At 61.5% G+C, this 6,398-nt stretch carries 7 protein-coding genes; 4 read left to right on the top strand and 3 right to left on the bottom strand.

Features of this window, described 5'->3' with window-relative positions; all coding sequences use genetic code 11:
• Positions 1-124: 124 nt before the first annotated feature.
• Positions 125-1,441, top strand: coding sequence for a bifunctional DedA family/phosphatase PAP2 family protein (locus DYL59_RS31105; protein WP_135292612.1), 1,317 nt, complete (start codon positions 125-127; stop codon positions 1,439-1,441).
• On the opposite strand, the gene DYL59_RS31100 is transcribed toward DYL59_RS31105, so the two are convergent.
• The 3 genes from DYL59_RS31100 to DYL59_RS31090 are packed head-to-tail and all read right to left on the bottom strand — an operon-like array spanning position 1,435 to position 3,116.
• Positions 1,435-2,028, bottom strand: coding sequence for an LON peptidase substrate-binding domain-containing protein (locus DYL59_RS31100; RefSeq protein ID WP_135292611.1), 594 nt, complete (start codon positions 2,026-2,028; stop codon positions 1,435-1,437). The genes DYL59_RS31105 and DYL59_RS31100 overlap by 7 nt on opposite strands.
• 21 nt (positions 2,029-2,049) lie before the next feature.
• A complete protein-coding gene (locus tag DYL59_RS31095) occupies positions 2,050-2,766 on the bottom strand; it encodes an LrgB family protein (protein ID WP_135292610.1) in 717 nt (238 codons plus the stop codon).
• Complete coding sequence (locus DYL59_RS31090; protein WP_135292609.1) at positions 2,763-3,116, bottom strand: CidA/LrgA family protein; 354 nt, start codon at positions 3,114-3,116, stop codon at positions 2,763-2,765. Before DYL59_RS31090 ends, DYL59_RS31095 begins: the two co-directional genes overlap by 4 nt.
• Positions 3,117-3,386: 270 nt before the next feature.
• Here DYL59_RS31090 and DYL59_RS31080 point away from each other — a divergent pair, with 270 nt between their 5' ends.
• The 3 genes from DYL59_RS31080 to DYL59_RS31070 all read left to right on the top strand — a co-directional run bounded on the left by DYL59_RS31080 (position 3,387) and on the right by DYL59_RS31070 (position 6,337).
• Positions 3,387-3,842: a MaoC family dehydratase gene (locus tag DYL59_RS31080; RefSeq protein WP_135292607.1), complete on the top strand. Its 456-nt coding sequence runs from the start codon at positions 3,387-3,389 to the stop codon at positions 3,840-3,842.
• A gap of 105 nt (positions 3,843-3,947) precedes the next feature.
• Positions 3,948-5,666 (top strand): C13 family peptidase, encoded by a 1,719-nt coding sequence (locus DYL59_RS31075; protein ID WP_135292606.1) that lies wholly within the window; start codon positions 3,948-3,950, stop codon positions 5,664-5,666.
• A 29-nt stretch (positions 5,667-5,695) separates the two neighbouring features.
• Positions 5,696-6,337: an oxidoreductase gene (locus DYL59_RS31070; RefSeq protein ID WP_135292605.1), complete on the top strand. Its 642-nt coding sequence runs from the start codon at positions 5,696-5,698 to the stop codon at positions 6,335-6,337.
• Positions 6,338-6,398: the final 61 nt, after the last annotated feature.

Below are 6,398 nucleotides of genomic sequence, written 5' to 3'. Positions count from 1 at the left end.
GCTCGCGAATGCGGTGGATCAGCAATACATGCATTGACTGACACACCGCATTCGCGAGCAAGCCCGCTCCCACAGTTGATCTTCACTGGCTTAAGTTATGTATTTCAAGAATGGAGTTGAGTGTATGGGCCAATGGCTCGATAGCATTACCGGTTGGCTGACCCTGAATCCAGAATGGCTGGCGGTGGCAGTATTTATCGTCGCCTGCGTGGAGTGCCTGGCCATCGCCGGGCTGATCGTGCCTGGCACGGTGTTGCTATTTGCCATTGCGGCGCTGGCCGGCAGCGGTGCGTTGTCCCTGAGCGAAACCCTGCTGCTGGGTTTTCTAGGCGGCTTGTTGGGTGACGGGGTTTCCTACTACCTGGGCCGACATTTCCACCAGAACATCCGGCGCTTGCCCGGCCTGCGCCATCACCCCGAGTGGATGAACGGCGCAGAGAGCTACTTCCACAAGTACGGCATCGCAAGCCTCCTTGTAGGACGTTTCATCGGTCCACTGCGCCCCATGCTGCCCATGGTGGCAGGCATGTGCGACATGCCCTTCCCGCGTTTCGCGGCGGTGAGCGTGCTGGCCGCTGCGGGCTGGTCGGTGGCTTATCTGTTGCCGGGCTGGGCGACCGGCGCAGCGTTCCGCTTGCCATTGCCGGAGGGTTTCTGGCCCGAGGCAGGGATTGTCGCGGCGAGCATCGCGATATTGCTGGGGCTGAGCCTGAACAGCAGCTTGCGCGGCCATCGCCGTGCCACGTTGTGGATTGGCTGCGCCAGCCTGACACTGTTGATCGCCCTGTTTATCGGCTACCCGCACCTCAACGATTTTGACCAGGGCCTGAGCGCACTGGTACAGGAACACCGCAGCGGCTGGCTGGACCGCACCATGGTGATGGTCACCCAACTGGGCGAATTCAAGAAGATGTTTGTCGCCAGCGCCATCTTTACCGGGCTACTGCTGGTGGCACGACAATGGCGTCATGCGCTGTTCGTCGGCGCCACGCTGGCAGGCGCGGCAGTGATCAACACGGGCACCAAGCTGTTTTTCGCCCGTGGCCGCCCAGACATTCTTGCAGACCCATTAACCAGCTTCAGCATGCCCAGCGGCCATGCTTCGGGGTCGTTTGCGTTTTTCCTGGCGTTGGCGGTGTTGGCCGGCTGTGGCCAGCCCACGCGGTTGCGCATGACCTGGCTCCTGCTGGGCTGCATTCCCGCAGCGTTTATCGCGCTGTCGAGGGTTTACCTCGGCGCCCACTGGCCTACGGATATCCTCGCCGGTACGCTGCTGGCGATGACGGTGTGTGCGTTCAGCCTGACCGTTTTCCAGCATCGCAGCCCATTGCCGCCCATGTCGCAAAAAGCCTGGTGGCTGGTACTGCCCGCCGTGGTCGCGGTGCTCGGTTTTATTGCCTTTACCGGCACGCCCCACGCCCTGCTGCGCTATGCCTACTGAGTGAACAGTTCACCCTGGAGCTCGTCGAGCAGCATCTGGATCGCATCCAGGCGTTGCTGCGGGTCGTCGAGTTGCAGCAGGTCGATCTTGTCAGCCTCGGTGAAAGGCAACAGGTACGCCAGCTGATTGCCCAAGGCTTGCTGGCCGTCAGCGTGGGCGCCCATGTCCAGCGAGGCGACCATCGGGTGTTCGGCCAGGGCCTGGAGCAACGCCAGCAGATCGGCGTCTTCCTCCTCCAGCGCCTGATCGGGCAATTCTTCCAGCCATTGCACGTCCGCTACCAGCAACTGGTCCTTTTGCACACCGGCATCCCGCACGCGGAAACGTCGCCCGCCTTCGACACGAATTCCCAGCAAGCCGTTGTCCTGCTGCTTGAAATCGCGGATCAGCGCTTCACAGCCGATCAATGCATAGCCGTCCGGGGCCACGCCCACTTCGCTGCCATCGAGGATGCACACCACGCCAAAGCTTTCGCCCTTTTTCAGGCAGCGGCTGATCATGTCCAGGTAGCGCGCCTCGAACAGTTGCAAATCGAGGGTGCAGCCAGGGAACAGCACGGTATTGAGCGGGAACAGTGCCAGACTCATAAAGCTTTCCTTAAACCCGGTTTAAACGATCACCGACACGGCCAGCGGCAGGAACACCGCCGTGGCCACGCCCATCAGACTCATGGCCAGCGCCGCAAAGGCGCCACACTCCTCGCCCTCTTGCAACGCCACCGAGGTGCCGACGGCGTGAGCGGTCATGCCCAGGGCCATGCCGCGCGCCTCGGGGCTGCGTACACCCAGGCGCGACAACAGTGCCGGGCCGACCATCGCGCCCACCACCCCAGTGATCAGCACAAACACCGCCGCCAATGCCGCCACGCCGCCGATCTGCTCGGCCACCAGCATGGCAATCGGCGAGGTGACCGATTTGGGCGCCATGGTCATCAGCATCATGTGTTCAGCGCCGAACCACTGGCCCAGCAGCACACACAGGCCGGTGGCCAAAACGCCACCTATCACCAGCGTAGTAAAAATCGGCCAGAACAATTGGCGAATGCGCCGCAGGTTCAGATAAAGCGGCACAGCCAGCGCCACGGTCGCAGGCCCCAGCAGAATGCCCATGATCTCGGTGCTCTTGCGGTATTCGGCGTAACTCAGGCCACAGGTGAGCAAGATGCCGATCACCAGTAGCATCGAGACCAGTACCGGCTGCAGGAAAATCCAGCGGGTCTTCTCGAAACCCGCGAGCACCAATTGATAAGCGCCCAGGGTGATGCCAATACCGAACAGTGGGTGATGAATCACCGCCGTCCACGCGCCATGCCAGTCGAAGGTCATTGATCCTTCTCCTTGCGCTTGACCATCTGTTGCATCAATACGCCAACAAAGGCCATGGCGATCACCAGCGATAACACCAGCGCACCGACGATGGCCCAGAAGTCTGCGAGGATGTCCTTGGCATACACCATCACCCCCACCGCTGGCGGCACCAGCAGCAATGGCAAGTAACGCAGCAGGCTGCTGGCCGCCAGGCTCAGGGGCTCACCGACTTCGCCGTTCCAGATCAAAAAGCCGAGCATCAGCAGTAGCCCGACAATGGGCCCCGGCAAGATCGGCAACAGCAGATGATTGATCGCCGTACCGATCAATTGGAACAGCACCAGCCATGTCAGCCCACGTAACAGCATCCGTTCTTTCCCCCTTTCAACGTGCCGGCATTATAAGCATGCCCGCGATATACACCGGCATTCGCCAAAAGCATGGTGGCTTGACCGAGCCCGGTGCCCATGATGATCTACAGTGGATTTCTGTAACCCACAAAAATACCAACACTGTAGGAGCGAGCTTGCTCGCGAAGACCGTCAAGACACCGCGATCATTCTGAATGCCCGCGCTATCGTTAACGAGCTTCGCGAGCAAGCCCGCTCCTACAAACCGATGAACCAAGGAGAGACGCAATGCCCTATGTACCTGTAGCGCAGCTCAACGATTATGTCGGCAAGGAACTGGGACGTTCCGATTGGCTTACCATCGACCAGGATCGCATCAACCTGTTTGCAGAAGCCACTGGCGACTATCAGTTCATCCACGTCGACCCGGTCAAGGCCGCGCAAACCCCGTTTGGCGGCACCATCGCCCACGGGTTCCTGTCGTTGTCGCTGATCCCCAAGCTGATCGAAGACATCCTGATCATGCCCGAAGGCTTGAAGATGGCGGTCAACTATGGCCTGGACAGCGTGCGTTTCATCCAGCCGGTCAAGGTCGACTCCCGGGTGCGCCTGCACGTCAGCCTGACCGACGCAACGGAGAAAAAACCTGGGCAATGGCTGCTCAAGGCCGTGTGCACCCTGGAAATCGACGGCCAGGAAAAACCTGCCTACATTGCCGAGTCGCTGTCACTCTGCTTCGTGTAAGCCCGACCCTGTGGCGAGGCACTGAAACTCGCCACAGGGTATGTAAATTTATGTATGAACCTCCCGGCTACGGCATACTCGGCGCTCAATTATCCGGATCCCGCTATGCGCCCACTCGCCCCCCTTGCCCTTGCCCTGTTGCTCACCGCTTGCGGAGACGGCGAATCGCTGTTGCCGCCCGATGCGCGCCTGCCCGACGGCGGCCGTTACCGGGGTGATGTAGTCAATGGCCTGCTGCAGGGCGAAGGCCGCGTGGACTACCCCAACGGCAGCTGGTACGCCGGCCAGTTCGATAAGGGCCAGTGGCACGGCCAGGGCGAATGGCATGGCAGCAATGGCGAAGTCTATAAAGGCCAGTTCCAGCAGGGCCTGTTTGACGGCCAGGGCAGCCTGACCACGGCGGGCAGCCACTTTGTGGGCGGCTTCAAGAACGGTCGGCGCAATGGCGAAGGCACCCTCAAAGAGGGGCAAATGACCTATCGCGGCGAATTCAAGGATGACCAGTATTCCGGCCTCGGCCGCCTGGAACTGGCGGACGGCAGCCAATACCAGGGCCAGTTCGCCCATGGCAAACCCAATGGCGAAGGCCAGCGCAACGACGACAGCGGCAACCAGTTCAGCGGCCGTTTTGTGGATGGGCAGTTGGAAGGCAACGGTACGTTCAACAGCGCCGACGGCGACATCTATGTCGGCCAGTTCAAACAGAACCAGCTCAACGGCAAAGGCCGCTACGAAAACGCTGACGGCGACGTGTGGATCGGCCAGTTCAAGGAAGGTGCCCTGAGCGGTAAAGGCGAATTGATCGGTGTGGACGGCAGCCACTACGTCGGCCAGTTCAGCGACTGGCGCTTCACCGGCGAAGGCCGCCTGAACCTGACCGATGGCAGCTTCTATATCGGAGGCTTCGACAGCGACAGCTACCAGGGCCGCGGCACCCTGGTGCTCACCGATGGCACTGTGCAGGCGGGTACCTGGGTCAATGGCATGCGCGTGCGTGACGCCGATGGCAAGCTGTTGCCCGACCCACTGGAAATGGGAGTGCTAGCCCAAGGCCACCTCCTGGATGCCGCCCTCGCTGCCGTGCCCGCCTCCACCGCCGCCGTGGAGCTGTACACCCTGGTGCTGGCCGGTGACGGCAAACAAAGCGTATTCCTGCGTGAAGCCGACTTTGTCAGCAACATGCTCGCCACTCGCTTCGGCGCGCGCGGGCAGATCCGCCTCGTCAACCACCGCGACCATATCGCCGACCGCCCCCTGGCCACCCGCGAAAGCCTGCGCCGCGCCGTGCAGACCCTGGCCGAACGCACCGGGCCTGAAGACCTGGTGTTTATCTACCTGACCAGCCACGGCACCCACGAACATGAACTGGTGCTGGACCAACCGCGCATGGAACTGGCCGACCTGCCCGCCGATGAACTGGCCGCCGTGCTTGCGCCGCTGAAGAACCGCGACAAGATCGTCGTGATTTCGGCCTGCTATTCCGGCGGTTTCATCCCGGCCCTCAAAGACGAGCGCACCCTGATCATGACCGCCTCCCGGGCCGACCGCGTGTCTTTCGGTTGCTCCGAGGAGGCCGACTTCACCTACTTCGGCGACGCCCTCTTCGCCCAAGCCTTCAACCAGACCGATGACTTGCAGCAGGCCTTCAAACTGGCGCAACTGCATGTGACCGAACGCGAACAGGCGGACAGCTTCGAGCCTTCCGAGCCGCAGATCTGGGCCCCCAAGGGCGTCATCGCCCACTGGCAACTTTTACGCAAACAGCAGGCACGAAAGGCGCTCGAAAGCGTCTCAATGAATAGCAAGGAAGCCAAAGGCAACTAAGCTGTAACGTGTAACAAGGGGGAAACACCATGTACCTGACACCTCAGCATATCTTGCTTGCCGGTGCCTCCGGCCTGACCGGCGAACACCTGCTCGACCGCCTGCTCAATGAACCCACCGTGGCCCGCGTATTGGCGCCCAGCCGCAAGCCGTTGGCCGAACACCCACACCTGGAAAACCCGGTGGGAGACCCTGCGGTGTTTTTGCCGCAACTGAGCGGCCGGGTCGACCTGGCCTTCTGCTGCCTGGGCACCACCATTAAACAAGCAGGCTCGGAGGCGGCGTTCCGCGCTGTTGACCTGGACATGGTGGTGGCCTTTGCCAAGCGCGCCCGGGAAATGGGCGCGCGCCACCTGGTGGTGATCAGCGCGATTGGCGCCGACCCTAAATCCTCGATTTTCTACAACCGGGTCAAAGGCGAAATGGAGCAGGCCCTCAAGGCCCAGGGCTGGCCGCAATTGACCATCGTACGGCCATCGCTGCTGCTGGGTGAGCGGCTGGAACCGCGATTGACCGAACAACTGGCGGGGCCATTATCGAAGCTGATCCCCGGCAAATACCGTGGCATTGAAGTGTGCGAACTGGCCCGGGCCATGTGGCGCCTGGCACTGGAAGAGCAGGATGGGGTGCGGGTGGTGGAGTCGGATGAGTTGCGTAAGCTCGGCAAGTAACCGGACTTAAAGACCCTACATAGATCCAAATGTGGGAGCGGGCTTGCTCGCGAATGCGGTG

It is taken from the genome of Pseudomonas kairouanensis (genome assembly GCF_004682055.1).
Lineage (GTDB): Bacteria > Pseudomonadota > Gammaproteobacteria > Pseudomonadales > Pseudomonadaceae > Aquipseudomonas > Aquipseudomonas kairouanensis.
Note: the sequence above shows the minus strand (reverse complement) of the source record. Positions and strands in the feature narration are given on the sequence as shown.

What these genes read in the sequence shown, in the direction of transcription:
- DYL59_RS31090 (WP_135292609.1), bottom strand. Translation starts at nt 3,116, where the DNA reads ATGCTGTTACGTGGGCTGACATGGCTGGTGCTGTTCCAATTGATCGGT.
- DYL59_RS31100 (WP_135292611.1), bottom strand. Translation starts at nt 2,028, where the DNA reads ATGAGTCTGGCACTGTTCCCGCTCAATACCGTGCTGTTCCCTGGCTGC.
- DYL59_RS31095 (WP_135292610.1), bottom strand. Translation starts at nt 2,766, where the DNA reads ATGACCTTCGACTGGCATGGCGCGTGGACGGCGGTGATTCATCACCCA.
- DYL59_RS31105 (WP_135292612.1), top strand. Translation starts at nt 125, where the DNA reads ATGGGCCAATGGCTCGATAGCATTACCGGTTGGCTGACCCTGAATCCA.
- DYL59_RS31075 (WP_135292606.1), top strand. Translation starts at nt 3,948, where the DNA reads ATGCGCCCACTCGCCCCCCTTGCCCTTGCCCTGTTGCTCACCGCTTGC.
- DYL59_RS31080 (WP_135292607.1), top strand. Translation starts at nt 3,387, where the DNA reads ATGCCCTATGTACCTGTAGCGCAGCTCAACGATTATGTCGGCAAGGAA.
- DYL59_RS31070 (WP_135292605.1), top strand. Translation starts at nt 5,696, where the DNA reads ATGTACCTGACACCTCAGCATATCTTGCTTGCCGGTGCCTCCGGCCTG.